Source organism: Chryseobacterium sp. SNU WT5 (genome assembly GCF_007362475.1).
Lineage (GTDB): Bacteria > Bacteroidota > Bacteroidia > Flavobacteriales > Weeksellaceae > Kaistella.
In genome coordinates this window covers 1,350,733-1,370,867 of sequence record NZ_CP041687.1, presented here as the reverse complement: position 1 = coordinate 1,370,867, position 20,135 = coordinate 1,350,733, and the positions used below count along the sequence as shown (strand labels likewise).

At 35.9% G+C, this 20,135-nt stretch carries 16 protein-coding genes, 2 tRNA genes and 1 pseudogene; 16 read left to right on the top strand and 3 right to left on the bottom strand.

Annotation, left to right across the window (positions count from 1 at the left end; translation table 11 throughout):
- Positions 1-65 precede the first annotated feature (65 nt).
- From FNJ88_RS06610 to FNJ88_RS06560, 11 genes are all read left to right on the top strand, one after another.
- Entirely contained in the window at positions 66-746 is a 681-nt protein-coding gene (locus FNJ88_RS06610) for a MotA/TolQ/ExbB proton channel family protein (RefSeq protein WP_143852427.1), read from the top strand.
- Entirely contained in the window at positions 746-1,144 is a 399-nt protein-coding gene (locus FNJ88_RS06605; RefSeq protein ID WP_143852426.1) for an ExbD/TolR family protein, read from the top strand. Before FNJ88_RS06610 ends, FNJ88_RS06605 begins: the two co-directional genes overlap by 1 nt.
- Positions 1,145-1,179: 35 nt before the next feature.
- Entirely contained in the window at positions 1,180-2,019 is an 840-nt protein-coding gene (locus FNJ88_RS06600) for a ferric siderophore ABC transporter substrate-binding protein (protein ID WP_143852425.1), read from the top strand.
- Positions 2,020-2,209: 190 nt separating this feature from the next.
- Positions 2,210-3,448 (top strand): bifunctional folylpolyglutamate synthase/dihydrofolate synthase, encoded by a 1,239-nt coding sequence (locus FNJ88_RS06595; RefSeq protein ID WP_143852424.1) that lies wholly within the window; start codon positions 2,210-2,212, stop codon positions 3,446-3,448.
- Between the two features lie 51 nt (positions 3,449-3,499).
- A tRNA-Val gene (locus tag FNJ88_RS06590) sits at positions 3,500-3,574 on the top strand.
- Between the two features lie 42 nt (positions 3,575-3,616).
- Positions 3,617-3,691, top strand: a tRNA-Val gene (locus FNJ88_RS06585).
- A gap of 144 nt (positions 3,692-3,835) precedes the next feature.
- Complete coding sequence (locus tag FNJ88_RS06580; RefSeq protein ID WP_143852423.1) at positions 3,836-4,741, top strand: IS1595 family transposase; 906 nt, start codon at positions 3,836-3,838, stop codon at positions 4,739-4,741.
- A 69-nt stretch (positions 4,742-4,810) separates the two neighbouring features.
- Positions 4,811-6,415 carry a T9SS type A sorting domain-containing protein gene (locus tag FNJ88_RS06575; RefSeq protein WP_143852422.1) on the top strand — a complete coding sequence of 535 codons (1,605 nt, stop codon included), beginning with the start codon at positions 4,811-4,813 and terminating at the stop codon, positions 6,413-6,415.
- Between the two features lie 2 nt (positions 6,416-6,417).
- Positions 6,418-9,435: a hypothetical protein gene (locus tag FNJ88_RS06570; RefSeq protein ID WP_143852421.1), complete on the top strand. Its 3,018-nt coding sequence runs from the start codon at positions 6,418-6,420 to the stop codon at positions 9,433-9,435.
- Between the two features lie 4 nt (positions 9,436-9,439).
- Positions 9,440-13,057, top strand: coding sequence for a DUF6443 domain-containing protein (locus FNJ88_RS06565; protein WP_143852420.1), 3,618 nt, complete (start codon positions 9,440-9,442; stop codon positions 13,055-13,057).
- A 10-nt stretch (positions 13,058-13,067) separates the two neighbouring features.
- The gene (locus FNJ88_RS06560; RefSeq protein WP_143852417.1) at positions 13,068-13,502 is read left to right on the top strand and encodes a hypothetical protein; all 435 of its coding nucleotides are present in this window, start codon (positions 13,068-13,070) and stop codon (positions 13,500-13,502) included.
- Between the two features lie 92 nt (positions 13,503-13,594).
- On the opposite strand, the gene FNJ88_RS06555 is transcribed toward FNJ88_RS06560, so the two are convergent.
- The 3 genes from FNJ88_RS06555 to FNJ88_RS06545 are packed head-to-tail and all read right to left on the bottom strand — an operon-like array spanning position 13,595 to position 14,526.
- Positions 13,595-13,927, bottom strand: a complete 333-nt coding sequence (locus tag FNJ88_RS06555) for a type II toxin-antitoxin system RelE/ParE family toxin (protein WP_143852416.1) — start codon at positions 13,925-13,927, stop codon at positions 13,595-13,597.
- The gene (locus FNJ88_RS06550) at positions 13,917-14,147 is read right to left on the bottom strand and encodes a hypothetical protein (RefSeq protein ID WP_143852415.1); all 231 of its coding nucleotides are present in this window, start codon (positions 14,145-14,147) and stop codon (positions 13,917-13,919) included. Before FNJ88_RS06550 ends, FNJ88_RS06555 begins: the two co-directional genes overlap by 11 nt.
- Before the next feature lie 13 nt (positions 14,148-14,160).
- The gene (locus tag FNJ88_RS06545) at positions 14,161-14,526 is read right to left on the bottom strand and encodes a helix-turn-helix domain-containing protein (protein WP_143852414.1); all 366 of its coding nucleotides are present in this window, start codon (positions 14,524-14,526) and stop codon (positions 14,161-14,163) included.
- Positions 14,527-14,674: 148 nt separating this feature from the next.
- Here FNJ88_RS06545 and FNJ88_RS06540 point away from each other — a divergent pair, with 148 nt between their 5' ends.
- From FNJ88_RS06540 to FNJ88_RS14615, 5 genes and pseudogenes are all read left to right on the top strand, one after another.
- Positions 14,675-17,059, top strand: coding sequence for a CHC2 zinc finger domain-containing protein (locus FNJ88_RS06540; RefSeq protein WP_143852413.1), 2,385 nt, complete (start codon positions 14,675-14,677; stop codon positions 17,057-17,059).
- A gap of 92 nt (positions 17,060-17,151) precedes the next feature.
- The gene (locus FNJ88_RS06535) at positions 17,152-18,024 is read left to right on the top strand and encodes a tyrosine-type recombinase/integrase (protein WP_143852419.1); all 873 of its coding nucleotides are present in this window, start codon (positions 17,152-17,154) and stop codon (positions 18,022-18,024) included.
- A complete protein-coding gene (locus tag FNJ88_RS06530; RefSeq protein ID WP_185145862.1) occupies positions 17,993-18,850 on the top strand; it encodes a tyrosine-type recombinase/integrase in 858 nt (285 codons plus the stop codon). The genes FNJ88_RS06535 and FNJ88_RS06530 overlap by 32 nt, the downstream gene beginning before the upstream one ends.
- Before the next feature lie 213 nt (positions 18,851-19,063).
- Positions 19,064-19,288, top strand: a complete 225-nt coding sequence (locus tag FNJ88_RS06525) for a hypothetical protein (protein ID WP_143852358.1) — start codon at positions 19,064-19,066, stop codon at positions 19,286-19,288.
- A gap of 644 nt (positions 19,289-19,932) precedes the next feature.
- A pseudogene (locus FNJ88_RS14615) lies at positions 19,933-20,124 on the top strand (RHS repeat-associated core domain-containing protein); the annotation flags it as partial.
- Positions 20,125-20,135 lie beyond the last annotated feature (11 nt).

Here is a 20,135-nt window from a genome sequence, read left to right as displayed (position 1 = left end):
TAAATACCTTAAATACTGTAATATTAAGGTAATTTTGACGTTCAATTTTAAAATCTAAATAACATATGTTTTTACAAACTCCAACGCAGATTATTAGCACGACTACCGAAAAACATGTTTTTTCACTTTGGGAAATTCTCTTCGGAGGAGGCCTTGTCGGAAATATTATTATGATTGCAATTTTTCTACTGGGGATTTTAGCATTGTATATCTTCTTAGAAAGATTTTTTTTCATTAAAAGAGCATCCAAGCAAACTCCAAATTTTTTAGAAAACATTAAGGATTTCGTACAGGAAGGCAAGATCACAACAGCAATCGACTATTGCAAAACCATTGATTCCCCAGAGGCAAGAATGATTGAGAAAGGCTTAGCTAGAATAGGAAGACCTATTTCTGATATTTCCAACGCGATGCAAAATCAAGGTCAGTTAGAAGTTTCGAAACTGGAAAAGAATCTCAACATTTTAGCGTCTGCATCTGGTGCAGCTCCAATGCTAGGATTTTTAGGAACAGTTGTCGGGATGATCATGGCGTTCTTCGAAATCTCAAATGTAACCGGTGCAGTTAGCCCAAAGTTATTGGCATCGGGAATCTATACCGCGATGGCAACCACTGCAGTTGGTTTATTCGTAGGAATCCCAGCCTACTTTTTTTATAATATTTTGGTAACCAATGTAGATCGTCTGGTTTTAAAAATTCAAACCCATGTGAATGAATTTCTGGATACCTTAAATACCCCATTATAATGGAATTAAAGAGAAAAAACAGAGTCAATGCCGAGTTCAGTATGGCATCGATGACGGATATTATTTTTCTGTTGTTGATTTTCTTTATGATCACGAGTTCTGCCATCAGTCAAAGCGCAATAGATGTGAAATTGCCAAAAGCCACCGCTAACAATCCAAGTGTTCAGGATCCTTCAGTGGTGACCATCAAAGAAGACGGCAGGTATTTTGTAAATGATAAGGAGATCCCAAAAGAACAGCTTGAAGAATATTTGGTCAATACATTAAAAGACGTAGAGAAACCTTCATTTACTATTCGTGCTGATGAAAATACCAAACATAAAGATGTAGTTTTTGTGATGGGAATTGCAGAAAGTCACCAGTATAATCTGGCTATTGCAACAACCCAGGAAAATTAAGTTGCCATTATTTTAAATCAAGGAAGTCCGTAGAAATGCATTATACCGTTCAACATAAAAGAAACGAAGATAAAGACCGAAGAAACAGCCTCCTCCTGACGTTGTTGATCTCACTATTGATTTTTCTAGGAATTTTCTTTTATAAGTTCACTAAAATCACCGAAAAGCCGGAAGAAGTTACCACCATGCTTATCAATTTTGGAGATAACCGAGAAGGAGCCCAAATCGAAGAGCCTGCGAATGAAGAAGGGAGTCTAGCTACAAATAACGAAGCTGCAGAGACCCAACCCGTAATTGAGGAAGCTAAGCCTATCGTAAAAGAAAAGATGATTACCGGAACTAATCCTGTAACCAGTGTAACCAAAGCCGACAAAGCGAGTCCTAATAAAACGCAAAACAAAGTAACCACTAGTAAAAAAATACCGAGCAAAACAACAGCTTCAAAAGCAGCCACACCCAATTCTAAAACAGGAAATGGAGATGGAAAAGGAAATGCAGCCATTGGAAACCTATTGAAAGGTCGCGGTACAAAACCCGGAACGCAAGGAAACAAAGACACTGCAGGAAATTTAGGTGATCCATTAGGTGGCGACGGAAATGGAGATAGTAAAATTGGTATTGACCGAAAACTCATTGGATTTATTCCAGGTACTATGGGCCGTGGTGGTGCGCAGCCCGCTAATAATTGTTCTGCAAGTGGAACGATCAATGTATCTTACACAGTCGACAAAGCAGGTAATGTGGTTTCTGCCAGGCGATTAAGTGGCGTATCGGATCCCTGTGTTGTTTCAAGTTCTGTAAAGTGGGTCAAGACTTATGTGAAAGCTGAAAGAGCAAGCACCTCTTCTACAGGGACTTACAGCATTACTTTTTAAGGTTTTTTTGGGCGACAATTTTCCGCCTTTCACTCCCGCTTTTTTATAAAATAATCCATTGCTTTTCCAGCCGCATTTTTATTTATAAAAAGAGCTCCGCTTCAGTCGGGTCGCATTATCCACGTCGAATAAAGAGCATAATTAAAACAAATTACTTTTAAATAATCAAAACTTTTAGGATTTTTGTACCATGACAAATGAACAATACGAGGAAGCGATTCATTGGCTTTTCGCACAACTTGCGAATTACCAAAACGATGGTCAGAAAGCCTATAAACCAGGCTTGTATAACATCAGAAAACTTTGTGACTTGTTTGGAAATCCTCAAGAGCAATTAAAAACTATTCACATTGGTGGGACCAACGGCAAAGGGTCCACAAGTAACATGCTTGCCTCTGTCCTGCAGGAAGCTGGTTACAATGTAGGACTATATAACTCGCCACATCTCATTGATTTTACAGAAAGAATAAAAGTAAATGGTGCGAACTGTGACAAAGAATTTGTTTATCAATTTATTGAGAAATTAAGAAATCTACCTGAGGAAATCTCACCTTCTTTCTTTGAGTTTACGACGATCATGGCTTTCGAATATTTTCATAAAAAGAAAGTAGATTACGCGATTATTGAAGTCGGTCTAGGTGGCCGATTAGATTCTACCAATATCATTTTGCCCATGATTTCTGCCATTACCAATGTCGCTTTGGATCATCAGGATGTATTAGGAAATACAATTGAAGAAATTTCTTTCGAAAAGGCAGGGATAATTAAACCAAACATTCCCATTATTTCTGGTGCCGAAAATCCCATCGTCACTACGATCATTAAAACAACAGCAGCAAAACAAAATGCACGATTCGTAGACGCATCTACAATTACAACAGATCTAGAATCTGATCTAAAAGGCAATTATCAACAGAAAAATATCAAAGTCGTATTAGCTTTGATTGCAGAATTACAACAACTGGGGGTACAAGTCTCTAATGAGAATATAGAAAAAGGGCTTTTGAACGTATATAAAAACACCAACTTCATTGGTCGCTGGTTTGAGTTTTCCCAAGATCCACTGATTATCTGTGATACCGCTCACAATCAGGCAGGTTTGGAGCAGGTTTTTGCGCAGCTTGATTCCATTCCAAAGTTTAAACATATCATCTTAGGATTTGTTGCTGAAAAAAACATTGATGAAGTTTTACAGATTCTTCCAGTTCATGCAGTGTTCCATTTTGTAAAACCTAAGGTTAACCGAGGGCGCCATCCTGAAGATTATGAGAATTTATTAAAAAAATCAAAAATAAATTACAAAATTTTTTCTACTGTAGATGAAGCCTATCTTTTTGCAAAACAACAACTTAAAAAAGAGGAAATGATTTTTATAGGTGGCAGCAACTTTATCGTTGGAGAATTTTTAGAAAAAAATTTGGAACATTAGAAATTTTTTGTACATTTGCCGAACCAAAATTTGATACTTCAAAATTTGATCGGGCTCTTAGCTCAGTTGGTTCAGAGCATCTCGTTTACACCGAGAGGGTCGGGGGTTCGAATCCCTCAGGGCCCACCCAAAAAACCTCAGTTTATTCTGAGGTTTTTTTTAATTTAAGGGCAGTTAGCTCAGTTGGTTTAGAGCGCTGCGTCGACATCGCAGAGGTCACTGGTTCGAACCCAGTACCGCCCACTTTCAAAAAATCTCGCTTCCTGGTGAGATTTTTTATATTTAATTTATTATTTTCAACAATCAAGATCGATTGAGTTAAAAATAATATGTATGTCCGTAACTTCCCATAATTCCGTATATTTGTTTGATAATTAAATAATTGAGATGAATATTTTTAGTTTTGGCGTAGAGTTTAGCAGTGAAGAGGATTGTATATCTCATTTCCAAGCAGAACGTGACAAAATTGGTGTTTCCTGCAAGTGCGGAAAAACTGATTTTTTTTGGATTAAAAGCAGATTAAGTTACGAGTGTAAATCTTGTAGAAAGCGAACTTCATTACGAAGTGGAACCATCATGGAAAATTCTAATTTGTCCTTTCTAGTTTGGTATAAAGCGATGTTTTTGATGAGTGCAACAAAAAAAGGATTTTCTGCTAAAGAAATGCAAAGACAATTAGGTTTGAAGCGCTATGAGCCAGTTTGGGCCATGATGCACAAATTGAGAAAAGCGATGGGAAAACGAGATGAAAGATACACTTTAGAGGGCATGATTGAAATGGATGAAGGGTATTTTACAGTTGAATCTACAGAATTGGAACAAGAGAAAGGAATTCGTGGAAGAGGAGCAGTTGGAAAGCAAAATGTTGCAGTGATGGCGGAATCTACGCCATTAGAAAATATAGAAACAGGAGAATCATCGAAATCTTGTAGATATTTTAAAGCAATAGTATTAGAAGATCATACAGCAGAGGGAATTAATGAGACTATTAAAGAATCTTTGGCAGAATCCAGCATAGTTTTTACAGATCAAAGCACGTCATATGTTGATATATCACAACTTGTAGAAATTCATATTTCAGAAAAATCTTCGAAAGAAACTACAAAAGATACTTTGCGTTGGGTTCACATATTTATCAGTAATGCGAAAAGGAATTTATTAGGAAATTACCACAAAATAAAACGCAAAAACCTTCAACTTTATCTAAATGAGTTTGTTTATAAGTTAAATCGGAGATATTTTGAAGATAAACTGTTCGATAGACTTGTGATAGCAAGCATTACAGGAGTATGATGAAAAACGGATATACATTAATAAATTAAATCGAAATATATTTGCAATCTGAAAATTCCCACAATATTTATGAAAAACATTTACCTCGGCTTCTTCGCTTTTTTTGGTGTTGGAGTGTTTTCCGCACAGCAAGTTGTTTGGCAAAAAGACTTTGCCACCGCCAGTCAGGATTTCCTGTCTCAAGTTTCCACAAGTCCCGATGGTCAGCTTCTAATCTCCGGCAGTTCGATCCAATCGTCCACTCCTGGTTCTGCGGGAAAATCCGTGACAAATGCTGGATTTGATTACCATGTGGTGAAACTGAACCAACAGGGAAGAGTGAATTGGGAGAAATATTTTTCTGGTGACAAACATGATTATCTAGCCGCTACTGCTCCAACAACAGAAGGTGGATTCTTATTGGCTGGCACCTCCTATTCCAGCTATGGCAAAGATAAGAAAGAGCAAAGCTTTGGAGGATCCGATATCTGGTTGATAAAAATAAATGAGGAGGGTGAAGAAGAGTGGCAAAAAACGATAGGAACTTCCAAAAATGAAGTTGCGAAGGCAGTGATTCAGTCGAGGGATTTGGGTTATTTTATCGCAGGAGACATTAGTGGAGCCTCCGCAGGATTTGGAGAACAGGATGCTATTATATTAAAATTAGACAAATCAGGTAAGTTAATTTCACAACTAATCTTCGGAGGAGCGGGTACCGATGAGGTGCAGGACATAATATCCACTAATGATGGGGGAGTGCTAGTCGGCTTATATTCCCGAAGTGGACAATCTTTTTTATCAGCAGCAAACAGTGACTTTACAGAAAAATCTTCCGCAGTAAAGGCGGTAGCCAAATCAACTGATAATTACGGAGAAGGAGATTATTGGGTGGTAAAATTCAGTAAGGAAGGAGCAATACAGTGGCAGAAAAACTTAGGTGGTAAAGATGATGACCGTTTAAAAACACTCTCCGTTTTTGAGCATGGATTTTTAATAGGTGGTGAAAGTCATTCCTCCAGATCCGGAAATAAGCAGACTTCTAATAAAGAAGGTGTGGATTTGTGGTTTGTCGCTCTGAATGAAGATGGGGAAGAATTATGGCAAAAATCTTATTCCCTTGGAAATAAAGATGTGTTAATGAGTCAAAATATGTTGAGTGAAGCAGGAGGTCAAAAAACAAAAGGTTTTTTAATTGGTGGCTACACAAAGGCTGATCAACGAATTAAACAGGATGAAGAGACTTTTTGGATGTTGTATCTGGATGCAAATGGAGATGAAGTTTGGCGCAAACATATTGAAGGGAAGTCGAAAAATCAAGAGGAACGATTAGTTGATGTAAAGTTGCAAAACGATGGCTCCTATATATTGGCGGGAACTTCCACACCCGAAATAGGACAGGAAGCCTGGAAAATAATGAAACTGGCGGATAAAGAGGTGGAGCGATTAATGGAACAGCAGGAACTAAAAATATATCCAAATCCTGTAGAAGATTATTGTTATGTGGAGATCGGATTAAACTTTACAAAAGATGCGGAGATCACCCTACATGATATGAGTGGACGACAGCTGCAAATGATAACAACCAAGAATAAGGTGACTAAAATGAATACACAGAATCTTATCCAGGGAGCTTATCTTGTGACGATAAAAACAGATACAAATAAAACTGCTAACTCTAAATTAATTAAGAAATAGACATGAAGAGAATATTAATTCTAAATTTATTTTTAATTAGCTTAAAGATTTTAGGACAATCTTCAGCTTCATATGTGCCAACATTACCAAAAGCTCCTGAAACATCCGATATGGAAAGGTTTGGTAATATACCAGTCAATTTATTTACAGGTGGACTAGATTTACAAATCCCTATTTTTTCTAGTGAAAAAAATAATGTTACGTTAAGCTATAATTCATCGGGATTTATTCCAAGTAAAAAAAGTAATTATGTAGGATATAACTGGAATTTAAATTATGGAGGGGCAATAACAAGAGAAATAAGAGGTGTAGCGGATGACCTTAATTCTGATGACGCTACTTTTAAAGGATTCCTATATACTGCTAAAAATAATCCAATCAGTAACTCAAGTGCTTATAACAACGGATATAATTATTATTTTAACCTTGATTATGTTAATGTTGGAGGAAGATATTGTGAACTAAAGCCAGATAAGTTTAATTTTAACTTTTTAGGAATAAATGGGTACTTTTATATTGGTAATAATGGAATCCCGGTAATTTCATCTAATACTCCTAATCTTAAAATAAATTTAGATAATTTTATTTATCAATATAATTCATCCTGTGACCCAACTCCTTCAGGTTTTAGCATTATAGATGGAAATGGAAATGAATATTATTTTGGCGATAACTTAAATAATATGGAAGTATCCTATTCTTTAGGACATCACCTAAATCCTACACAAGCAGGTGGACTTTCACCAGGAGGTAATGCTAATTATACTATTACGGGTTGGTATCTATATAAAGTCAAATTTGTAGATGGAGAGCAGCTTAATATAACATATAAAGCCAAACCTCGATCATTTGGAAGCAGTAAATTTTTTTGTACTATATTAAATTTTCTCCCTGAAAAAAGTGGTTTTACAAGTTTTTCCAATTCTACAATGCAAAGCATTCAGCCTTATTATGAATTATATTTAAGTGCAAATCAGAACAACAGTACTCAAACAACCGTATCTAACGGAGGGTCAGGGTCATCATTTTATACAGCAGCACCTCATTATAACATTGAGGTGATTAAAAAAGTGTTTCCGCAGAGTATTGAGATTCCTAATAAATTCTATATAAATTTTAACTATAAAATTCAACCTGCTAATATTACAGAAAATTTTGATGCATATCTTTTAGAATCTATTGAGGTTAAAAACAGATCTCAAAATACCTTTAACATTGAAAAATTTGATTTAAAATATAATACATCTAATAAAGATTATTATTTTCTGACGGAAATAACAAAAAATAGTAGCCAAAAATATGTACTCAATTATAATCTTAGCACGACTCTGCCTAAGTTCAATACTTTTGGCACTGACTATTGGGGGTTTTGGAATGGCGGAAATGAAACAAGTAATCTTCTGGTTCCTAATTTTCAGTTAAATTTTTCCACAGGAGATATAACAATTACAGGTACGAGCCGCAACGCAAATGGTTCTTTATTTGATACAGCTTTACTGAAAAAAATTACTTATCCGACAGGAGGATATAGCTTATTTGAATATGAACCTAATTATTATACTAAAAGAGTTATGGGGAATAGTTCTACAAACTTTATAAGACAATTGGTTTCATCTACTGACTACGCTGGAGGGGCAAGAATAAAAAAGATTTCTTCATTTGATGGCGTCGCTTCTTTAGTTAAGGAATATAAATATATCAAAGATTTTTCAGGAAATATTACAAACGGGATTTCTAGTGGGATTCTCTATAATGATTATCGTATGGTAAATTTTATAGATCTAATTAGTGGAAGTTCCAGTTTAAGAAGGATTTCCGAACATGCAACCAATATTAATACTTCTACTCTTAGCTCATATCATATTGGATATTCTGAAGTATCAGAACTTGAGAACAATGAGTTAAAAAAGAAGTATTTTTTTAGTGATTATGCAACCAATCCTGACTCATTAGCATACACTCAAGGTCCACAAGTACTATATACTGGAATTAGTGTTAATCCAAGTAACTACCAACAAAACTACTTTTTAAGGTATCTTGATAATAAGGATAATGAAAGAGGAAAACTCGTTAGAGAGGTTTTTTATAAAGATGGAAATAATATTATTCAGGAAAATTTGAACACATATTCTTCACTTAGTACCCATCCGTTATTGAGTAGTAATTATGTGACTTTTGTTGAATTGCCTTTAGCATGGAGATCATCATATAAGCTTTATGGATGGCCATATGTATTAAAAAAATCTGTTGTAAAAAGATATCTTAATAATTTGATTATTGAAGAAAAATCAACGAATAATTATGATAGTAATTTTCATTTAAATCCTACAAAAAAAATTAATGAATTTAGAGATAATACTATAAATGAGACTATTTATACTTACCCCGTCAATAATAGCTTGATGGTGAGTAAAAATATGGTCGGTTTACCAATAGGAACAGAAATAAAACAGACAAGAAACGGACTCACTAAAATCTTATCTAAAATAGAAACAATATATCCTTCTTCGATACCCACAGCTCAAACAGGAAATTTGGTATTACCTACGTCAACTTTGTTTTATGATCTTCAAAATCCAGCAACTTCATCAACCGAAGTAACCTACGACCAATACGGCAGCAAAGGTAATCTGCAACAATACACTACAAAAAAAGGCGCTCCAGTTACGATTATTTGGGGTTACCATCAAACTCAGCCTATTGCAAAAATAGAAGGTGGATTATATGCTGATGTTGCAGCTTCAGCCGCTGACATCATAACCGCATCTGATAATGACGCTTCTCAAACAACCAATAATGATGAAACGGCCCTACTCGCCGCACTGGATACATTCCGTCTTAAATTTCCGGATTTTCAGATTACCACTTATACCTATGATCCTTTAATCGGGGTGCGCAGTATAACTCCACCGAGTGGAGTTAGAGCCTATTATTTTTATGACAGCGCGAACCGGCTGCAATCTGTAAAAGATGGCGCTGGAAATATTTTAACAGAAAATCAATACAATTTCAAGCCTTGATCCTATGAAAAAAACTTTAACCCTTTTTGGTTTGGTAATGCTGTCCGGATTTATCCTGGCTCAGGTAAAAAGCCCGGCAACAGGACTGTCTACTAATGAGAATTATGTTTTTACCAGAACCTATTTGGAAGCAGTTACGGCAAGCAGTACCGTCGCCAAGCAGTCCTCGTCGGCTACTTATTATGATGGATTGGGCAGGCCCAAACAAAATGTGCTTATAAAGGCCTCACCTTTGGGTAACGACTTTGTAACGCCTGTTGTATACGATAATTTTGGTCGGCAGGTTCGGGATTATTTACCGATTCCACAATCTTCCAGTACTAATGGAGCGATCTACCAACCTAATCCTACGGGTAATACCGCGGCCTTTCCTGGTTATAGCGGAGAAAAGATCTATACTGAAAAAGTTTTAGAAAACTCTCCTTTAGATCGAATCCTGCAGCAAACTCAGGTTGGAAATGATTGGTCTGTTCATCCCGTTAAGTTTGGCTATGAAACCAATGTTGTGGCAGAAGTAAAGAAATTCACTACAGCAACTACATGGAGTAGTGGTGTAAGCGTTTCGGTACTTACTCAGTCCGGCGATTTTGGAGCCTCACAACTTTATAAAAACAGTGTTACAGATGAAGACGGCAATATCAGTATTGAATTTAAGAACGGCCAGGGGCAAACGCTGTTGGTCCGAAAAAATAATGGCAGTAGCAATATAGACACTTATTATGTGTATAATGAATATAACCAGCTGGCTTTTGTAATTCCTCCTAAAGCAGCTCCACAGGCAATCTCGGATCATATATTAAATGATCTTTGCTATCAGTATCGCTACGACGGCAGAGGAAGACTGGCAGAAAAAAAACTGCCGGGTAAAGGCTGGGAGTATATGGTGTATGACCGTCAGGACCGCTTGGTAATGGCACAGGACGCGAAAATGAGATTAGATATGCAGTGGCTTTTTACCAAATATGATCTTTTTTCCAGAGTGGCATATACGGGAATTACTACAGGATCCTCCCGCGAACTGGAACAGACAGCTTTGGATGGGAAAGGAAGTAACAACGTAATGCGAACTTCAGCAATAGGTTTTAACGCCTCCGGCCTTGGGGTATATTATGATAGTAATTCCGCAAATAATTATCCTAACAGTATTATTGAACTACTTTCTGTAAATTATTATGATACCTATCCCGCAGGAAGTCCAGCCTTGCCCACAAGTATTTTGGGACAGCCCGTTCTTCTGCAAAGCTCGACTACAGCGATTGTCAGCACCAAGAGTTTGCCGACCGCAGGTTTTGTAAAAAATCTGAAAACTAATGAGTGGACGAAAAACTTCACCTGGTACGATACGAAAGGAAGAGCAATTGGCACACATTCTATTAATCATCTGGGAGGTTATACAAAAACAGAAACTTTACTCGATTTTGTGGGCGTCCCTCAGCAAAACGTTACCTATCATAAACGGAATGCTGGTGCGGCTGAAACACTTATCAAAGAGACCTTCACGTACGACGCACAAAACAGACTGTTGGGTCACAAGCATCAAGTGAACAGCCAACCAGAAGAAATTCTTGCGCAGAATACGTACAATGAGATTGGACAGTTAGAGAAGAAAAAAGTAGGGGGCACCAGTACTGCTGCACCGCTACAGGAAATTTACTATCGTTATAATATCCGGGGATGGTTGACAGGTGTCAATGTGAATGATGACAACACTTTCCAACTTGGCAAACTGTTCAATTATAAAATTGGGTACAATGAGAATTTGGAAAAATTAGTAAAGACACCTTATTTAGCGGACCAGTCACTATCCGTGGCAGAAAAGTTTAATGGTAACATTGCTACCGTAACCTGGAAGTACAATGATGTTCCTAATGCGGAAGCAAAAAAGTATGCTTATGTTTATGATTCAGTGAACAGACTGTTGGCGGGATTTTATTATAAGCAGGCAGGGACTCAGTATGATTTTACTGGAGAATATAATGAACTGTTAAAATATGATGCTAATGGCAATATCGATAATTTGAAGCGGTTTTCCTATCAGCAGTATACAGCGCCTTATATGATCGATGATTTAAACTATAGCTATGAGGGAAACAGAGCGCTGGCTATTAAGGATAAGACCAACAATCCTGAAGGTTATCAGGGATATGGAGGGACCATTGGCTACGATGTCAATGGCAACATGGAAAACATGGTTGATAAAGGTATTACTGCAATAGTGTATAATATTTTAAACTTACCTACGCAGGTTCAAGTTATCCAAGAAGTAGAGCGAATGGAAGTTAACACGGTCTATCGCGCGGATGGAACAAAAGTATATAAAGAGGCTACCACGATAGTGGGGGGTATACTAGGGGACGTTATTACGACTGATCAAACCGATTATTTGGATGGATTTCAATATTTGGCCACTACAGTTATACGGCCGCATTCACCTCCCGACCAGGAGATGAGAATGGCGTTTAATGAAAAGTCTGGAGAAACGTCTGAGGATTTGGCTAAAGGAAATGGTGGACAAGCGGTCTTACAGTTTGTGCCCACTTCCGAAGGATTTTATGATTTCACAGAAAAGAGGTATATTTACCAGTACAAAGATCATCTGGGCAACACGCGACTGAGTTATGCCAAAAACCAGTTCACGCAAGCTCTTGACATAATAGATAAAAATGACTACTTCCCGTTTGGCCTGAAGCACAATAATCCAGGTGCCAATATAACTGCCGGCAATAGGGCACTTAAGAATTACAAGTATAATGGGAAGGAACTCCAAGAGACCGGAATGTACGATTATGGCGCAAGGATGTATATGCCGGATATCGGAAGATGGGGCGTAATTGATAATAAAGCGGAAAAATACACTACAGAATCTCCATATAATTATGCTCTCAATAATCCTATAAAATTTATTGATCCAGACGGAAACGAAGTTTATTGCCCAAGTTGTAAAACAGCAGAAGATTGGGCTAATTATAGAGGTTATTGGGAGAATGCTTTAGAGATGACAGGTCAGAATATGTATACCGGCCTACTGAATGACAATATCAATGTTTCTTTTATGGATGGCAATATGAGTCATCCTGTTGTAAGTATAAATGGACAAGTTCAGGATTTAGAGGATAGAAGTAGATTGGATGTTTTTGGTGAATTTTATACACCAATTATCAATATTTCTGAGGTAATGATAACGAAAGGTAGTAGTTGGTTATCAAGAAATGTTATTAATCCTATAAAATCTTTATTCTCTAATGGAGAAGCAGCTACCGAAGCTACTACTTCCTCAAAAGCAAGTGTGTTAAGTGCAAACCGTCAACGAGGAGCAGATTTTGAAAAGACGACAAAAACAAAACTTGAATCTACTGGAAGTCAAGTTGCAGAACAAGTAACTGTCAAAGCTGCTGACGGAACAAAAACAAGATTAGATTTTGTTACTAAAAATGGACAAGGAAATATTAATTGTATTGAATGTAAATCATCAGCAACAGCACCGCTCACACCAAATCAAAAAACGGCATTTCCTCAAATCCAACAAACAGGAGGAACAGTAGTAGGAAATAATGGAGCTGGAATAGGATTACCTAACGGTACTACAATTCCACCCACTCCTGTTCAAGTAGTTAGACCATAATAAAAATAAAATGACATACGACAGAATAGATTGGCATTCATCGGGCGATAATTTTCCTAGGAGTTTAGAGTTCAAAAATGGAGGAACACATATAGGAATGTTTATAACATGGACTATTCAAAATAATTTAATTGGAGAACTTCATCTACAAGATTCTAAAGAATCCTTAGAAAAAGTTAAGAATAGAAAAATTACAGGACGAGATTTTTTAATAAAAGAATGTGACAGTAAGTTCTGGGATGAAGATTTGAATGAAGAAGGGAATAAATTTGCTAAATACTATTATGCAAATCAGGAATATGGTGATTATATTTTAGATTATGAGAAAGCTTTTAATAATTATAATAATTTATATCAAGTAGATGATACTTGGTCAAATTATGATAAGATAAAGCCTATAATAGACAAGCGCTATAAAGAATGGAAAGCGACTTTCTCTAAATAATAACTAAAATCCCATCGACCCCCGCTCCGCAAAGTGTCCTCACTTTGAGGTATTAATAAACAAAAGCCAACTTTTAGGAGTTGGCTTTTGGCTTATAAAAGATTTTCATTTTTCAGAATTTCTGTAATCTCTTTCTGTGAGATACTATCCTGTTGAGATTTGTCAAAAATAGAGAAAAGATATATTTTTTGGTTAATGATACGTGCGAGATACATCACTCTCATCCCGCCGGATTTGCCTTTGTTTTTAGAAGCCACGGCGAGACGGATTTTAAAAATTTCGTTTCCAAGGGAGGTTCCAAGTGTTGGGTCTTCCTGTAAAAGTTCACCCAGTTCTGCGAGTTCAGATTTTAAGGAGGCATATTTTTTTAATAATTTTTTGGCTTCCTTTTTAAAATTATCGGTAAGAATTAGATCATAACTCATTGAGGAAACTTTTTAAAGAAGTTCCTTTTTTCTCGCCTTTTTCTATTTGGTTTACTTCAATTAAACCCTTTGTGATGTTGTCAATAATGGCTTTTTTATCAGTATTTATATTGCTTTGTGAGATTTTGAACTTTAATTTTAAGGCTTTTCCAAAGGCTTTTAAAGCATTAACTTCTTCAGAAGTATCGGGTTCAAAAATCACGATATTTTGTGTTTGCATAATATTTTAAATTTTATAGTGCTGCAACGTTTTTATTAAAAAAATCTTTGAATTTAGATTTGGTAAGCATCCCGTCAATAATGCGGTAGATTGCGTTTTTGTCCTCGTCTTCCAGTTGTTCTATCAATAAAAGTTTTTCATTAATATTTTTATTTTCAATGGTCACTTCAGTCGGAATATTGCCCTCGTAATTAATAATCTGGTCTATAGTCATTCCGAAAAGTTGGGCAATTTTATTTAATGCATCAATGGAAAGCTCACGTTCGCCTTTTTCTGTTTTATTGTAATTAGCAGGATGTAAACCCGCTGCTAAAGCAATTTCCTTTTGGAGCAATCCTTTCTGCTCTCTGATTTTTTTAATGTTCAATCCTATTTGCATAACTCAAAGTTTATAAAGCAAATATAGTCAATTAGTATATTTAAATCCAATATATAAACTTTTTGACCTTTTATAATTGTCAAATAATTAATTATTTTATAACTTTGCAATAGTCAAAAAGACTAAAAATAATTATAAACCATTGTTTATGGAGATTACAGCGATAAAAGAACAATTAAGTTTATCCACTATCCTGCAGTATTACGGCTTAAAACCCGACAAGAACACAAAAATGTGTTGTCCGTTCCATGAGGATAAAACACCATCAATGCAGGTTTACTACAAAACCCAAACGGCTTATTGTTTTTCTTCCAAATGCAAAACCCACGGCAAGAGTATAGACGTGATCGATTTTATAATGTACAAGGAAAGCCTATCCAAACACGAAGCATTAATAAAAGCAGAAACGCTTTTGAACAGTAGTCCTGCATTGTCCATTAATGGAAATGTAAAAACCAAAGTCCAGAATCTGGAATTATCCCAAAGCCAGTTTTTAGGAAATATGTTCCAATATTTTAGGAATGCCATCAGCAACAGCAAGCCTGCAAAGGAATATTTAGAAAAAAGGAATTTAGACAATTCCATTTTAGAGATTGGTTACAACTCTGGTCAGTTTCACCATGGAGAAAGGAAAACGGAGGAATTATTGAAACAGGCATTAGAAACAGGATTGCTTTTAGATAAAGGACTAATCAACAGCAGAACCGGAGAAAAAGGATTTAGTCCTTTTGGGAAATGGTGCATCTGTTTTGCGCTCAGAAATCAGAAGAATGAAGTTACAGGATTGTATTTTAGAAGTGTTTTAAATGATGATAAAGCGAAACATTATTATCTAAAAAATCGAAGCGGGATTTACCCAGGTTATCCAAAACCCGAAACTAAAAAACTTATTTTAACGGAAGCCATTATTGATGGAGCAAGTTTATTACAAATTGAATCTATAAAAAAGGACTATGAAATTATAAGTTGTTTTGGAACAAACGGATTGAATGATGAAATCTTAAAATCTATCAAAGAACTTCCAGAACTGGAGGAAATTATCTTTTGTTTTGATCAGGACGACGCAGGAAAAGAAGCCGTAAATAAATATGCAAAAGTTCTGCAGGAGGAAATCCCAAAGATAAAAACATCAAATTTAGAATTACCCAACAACGATGTAAACGAAACCCTGCAACTTCATAACGAGGAAATATTTTTAGAACTTTTAGAAAAGCGGACTATTTTATTTTCAACTGAAAAAATAACTGAAAATAAATCTGTGGAATCCGTGGGATCTGTGAGCCAAAAAGCAGAAAAGCCAGTGAGCAACACTATCGACTTTTTAAGCCAAAAAAACCTGTTGCAGGAACTCAACAAACTCATAGAAAAAGCCGGCATCATCGGCGAGGAAAACAGTCGGTTATTATTGTTTTTAATCACGATCAGTTATTTAAATAAAAGTCCGCTTCATGGAATTGTGCAAGGATCCAGCGGAAGCGGAAAAACCCATATCATCAGCAGAATAGCGGATTTAATGCCACAGGAAGATGTCTTAAGATTTACAAGAATTACCGAATCAAGTCTGTACAATTGGGGAGAATTTGATTTATTCCAAAAGATAATCATCATCGAGGATCTGGACGGTTTAAAAGAAGATGCTTTGTATGCTTTAAGAGAATTTATCAGTAACCAAGTTTTAAGAAGTTCGGTAACCATTAAAGATAAAAAGGGAAACAATAAATCTTCTCATAAAATCGTGAAAGGACAGTTTTCCTCACTTTCTGCCACCACAAAAGGCGAAATGTATGAGGACAATATGAACCGCAGTTTTATAGTCGCCATTAATGAAAGCGAAGAACAGACAGAGAAAATAATCGCCTACCAAAACCGCAGGAATGCGGGAGAAATCGATAAAAACACCCAAGAAAAAGCGATTGGTTTTACACAGAAAATCGTCAGAAATCTAAAGCATTACGAGGTTGTAAATCCCTACGCCACACAGATAAAACTACCGAATAACGTGAAAAATAAAAGGCGCTTAAATGAAATGTTCCAAAGTATCATTAAGCAAATCACATTAATCCATCAGTTCCAGCGAGAAGTTAAAAACGGTTTTTTAATTACAGAAATCGAGGATATTGAGAATGCAGTGGAGATATTATTCGAGAGTATTATTTTAAAGATTGATGAATTGGACGGCAGTTTGAGGCAGTTTTTTGAGAAATTAAAGAAGAGTTTTAAGGAAGAAAGTTTTACAAGGTTTGATGCGATGGAAGTGACGGGATTTAAGAAAACCCAACTGCAGTTTTATCTCAATGATCTGGTAAGGTTGGAATATTTAAAACAAATCGGTTTTGCCAACAAAGGATTTAGATATAAAATCTCTTACAGTGATAATATCCAGAAAGTTAGAAAGGATTTAAAAGAAGAATTTAGCAAACAAATAGAAGAATTAAAAAAATTGCCTCACCTGCAAGGTGTGAACGCTACCGAACACAAGCGAACACTAAACGGAAGCCAGCCGAGCGCTAAAGAACAACCTACGATGGCTTAAAATGCTGACAACCAACAATTAGCAACCAACAATTATTTAGCGTTCGGTAAAACTGAATATATTGAGTAAGCAAACCAATCATAGGTGTAGTAATGAATGAAGAATCAATCTTAAAATTTAGAATAGAATTACAGAATTTAGGCTATTGTGAAGCTGTTGTAAACTCTTATCCCAAGCAGATTAGATGGTTTTTAGATTACTGTAAAAAAGAAAAAGAAGACATCACTTCCAGGGATATTTTAGACTACCACAAAAGTTTAGAAACCACCAAAAGCCGGGTTACAAAATCCAATTTAAGCCAAAGTTCTATTGCAGGAAAAATGCGAAGTATAAGACTTTATTTTGATTATTTACAGAGAATTGGAGAGATAAAAATCAATCCCTACCAACTGAAAATAAAATCCCCTAAGTATGAAGAAAGGAAAATATTTAGTCGGGAAGAAATAACAAAATTATATGAAAAAAGCAGTCCCTTACAACTCATTATCCTGCATTTATGTTACGGTTGTGGATTGCGCCGGAATGAAGCCGCAGAACTAAAGATAAAGGATATCGATCTAGAAAATTGTCTGCTGTATATCAAAAAAGGAAAAGGCAAAAAAAGAAGAGTGATCCCATTTACAAAGCAGGTTCAGAGAGATATTAAAGATTTTATTTTTTCAACTGAAATCGAGGAACGAGATTCGCCGACTTTAGGGAGGCAAAATAGAAATGTAGAAACTGAAAATTTACTCAATATCACGGCTGAAAGAATCTACGAAGAATTTAAAAAACTCCTAAAAAAAGCAGGATTAGAAAATCAAAACTTTACGCTTCATTGTCTGCGACATACTATTGCTACACAGCTTTTAGAACAGGGAATGGAACTGGAGAAAGTAAGGGATTTTCTTGGCCATGAATGTCTGGGAACAACTCAAATTTATACAAGAATCCATGGAGAATCTCAAAGAATATTTAGAAAATAATTTATCTGCAGGAACTATAAAAAACTATCTTTATGAAATAGAAAAGTTCAAAAAAAACTATAAAAACCCAGAAAAACTGAACTATCAAAACTTAATGCAATATGTACAATTACTGCGCAAAAACTACAATCCGCAAAGCACCAACAGAACCATTTATGCCCTGAAAAAATACTACGATTATTTAGTAGAAACATCGCAAATAAAATACAATCCTGCACAAAATATCAAAATAAAAGACGGCAAGGAAAATCCAATACAATTGCAGGAACTTCTTACAGAAAAAGAACTGCAACAACTCTTAGAACCTCGAAAAGAACGTTATCCGATACTTGCCAAAAGGAATCAGATCATTATGAGCTTATTGGTTAATCAAGCTCTTTTAGTGAGTGATATTGAGCGATTGAAAATAGAAGACCTAAATCTCAAAAATGCCACTATCAGCATCCAAAAAACAGGAATTACCAACGCAAGAATTTTAAATCTAAAAGCCGACCAAATCCTCTTATTTTATCAATATTTAGAAGAAGATAGAATTGAATTGGAAAGAGAAAAAACTTCTTTTTTTCTATTGAACAAGTTGGCAAGTAGAATTACAAATGATGATATTAATTATCTCATATCAACTTATCAGAAGTCGTTTACAAAGAAAATTACAAGCGTGAAAATCCGCCAAAGTGTTATAAAACTGAAATTAGACCAGGGCGAGAACCTGCGAAAAGTCCAAAATTTTGCTGGACACAAACATGCAGACACGACAGAGAAATATAGAGAAACAGGAATTGAAGCTTTGCAATCAGCAATCAACCAGTATCACCCGATCAGATAAAAGCCAGAAAGCCCACCGCTTGCATTTTGAAATAATATCCCGCCCGCCGAATAAAAAAAGACATTTTCGCCAGCCTCTTCCCCGACACTTTCCCAACGCTTTAATGCCACAGCAAGTAACATAATCGAAATTATACGCAGTTGCCCACGCAAACCGTTGTTCTCCGCTACGCTACGCACAAACCAGCCGCATCTTTGCCTATAATTTGAGATTATGCTAAATGCTTTCCTACGCTTCGTTTTTGAGAAAAACTTCGCTTCCAACGCTTTTAGCCGACCGCTTTCCCGAAACTTTCCCGCCACAGAAAAAGACTTTTTTGCCCACGCTTCAACCACCCGGAATAAGGAAAAAATGCGCCATCGCTTTAGTGCAGTAATCAAAAGAAAAGCAGTTGCAGAAAGAAAAGAAATGTGGATTTGTGGAAAAAGCCAACGCTAACCCCCACGCAATTTTTACCACAATCCCACATTTACAACAGCGACAACAACTGTAAAAAAAATCCACCTGAACCAGAAAATAAATCAATAAGAAAAAAATATATCTTTGTAAAGAAAATAGCCCGCTGATCAGAGCGGGCTATTAAAACTAAAATTACCGAAAGTGATTGCGCTACTATTGTTCACGCAGTCACTTTTTTACTTCCCGGCATTTTTTGAAACGATAACAAAAGTTACCATCGCTAAAATGACTAAAAGAAGCATTGCTAAAAAGAGGATACTCTCATTCATATTTAAATAATAATATATTTTACAAAATAAGTAAAGGCTTCCCGAAAAAAGTGTGACAAATAAATCACATTGATTTTTACAAATATAATATTGAAGTCAACGGAAATCGGTTTTGCTAAACCAATTTATAAGTATCTGTAAACCAGTACGAATTATTACAAGACAAAGGTATTTTATCGACTTGGAAAAAGTTGTGACGCAAAAAATCGTTCTAAAATCCCGGATATTTATTTTTTCAATTGAAAAGAAAAAATATTATCTTTGGAAGAGCGAGCAAGCGTAGAAGTTCAAAGTGTAGAGCCTCGCACGAGGAAAAGCCAGAGTAGGCAAATCCTGAAAAGTAGAGCGGGATTATACAACTACAAGTATAATGGGAAGGAACTCCAAGAGACCGGAATGTACGATTATGGCGCAAGGATGTATATGCCGGATATCGGAAGATGGGGCGTAATTGATAATAAAGCGGAAAAATACACTACAGAATCTCCATATAATTATGCTCTCAATAATCCTATAAAATTTATTGATCCAGACGGAAACGAAGTTTATTGCCCAAG